A 504-nucleotide genomic window follows, 5' to 3' on the forward strand; every position below is an offset into this window, starting at 1 on the left:
TTTTACGTGACTCTTTAATACCAGCCACGTTTTTACGAATCTCTTTAAAGTCTTTACGAGCTTTATCAAGATCTGCACCTTCGCGTTTAACAACTTCTGTCAGAATTTCAACGAGAGAAATAGCCATTTAACTAATACCCTTTTAGCGTTTGTGTTTTGAATGGTGACGATAAGAATAAGAATGTGCCTTTATAGTCTTTGTAGAAAAATAAAGAGCATTAGTCTTAGGCTTATAGCCGTTTGACAAAGATGTTGAAGCAACTTCCATAGCATCCAACCAAATCCAGTTGTGATTACCATGTGGGTCTTTACGCTTCATCATCCTGTCTCTCGTCCGGGTCAAATCTTGTGTAGTCCTGTGTCGATTATGCTTTGTCCACTCGAACTGACCCTTCTGATAAATGACACCTTCCACTGTGTTAGGGAACTTTGGACTGTGAACCCTATTGACTACAGTGTCAGCAACAAATTGCATGGCATCATGTCCTTGCCCACCAGCCTCGT

Annotated in this window: 1 protein-coding gene; it reads right to left on the minus strand. The window is 40.7% G+C overall.

The window, feature by feature from the left end:
• Nucleotides 1–142: 142 nt before the first annotated feature.
• A partial coding sequence (locus N1032_RS28145) for a cell wall hydrolase (protein WP_259544051.1) occupies nt 143–504 on the minus strand: 362 nt, incomplete at its 5' end.

This window comes from Herbiconiux daphne (assembly GCF_024979295.1).
GTDB classification, from domain to species: Bacteria; Actinomycetota; Actinomycetes; order Actinomycetales; family Microbacteriaceae; genus Herbiconiux; species Herbiconiux daphnes.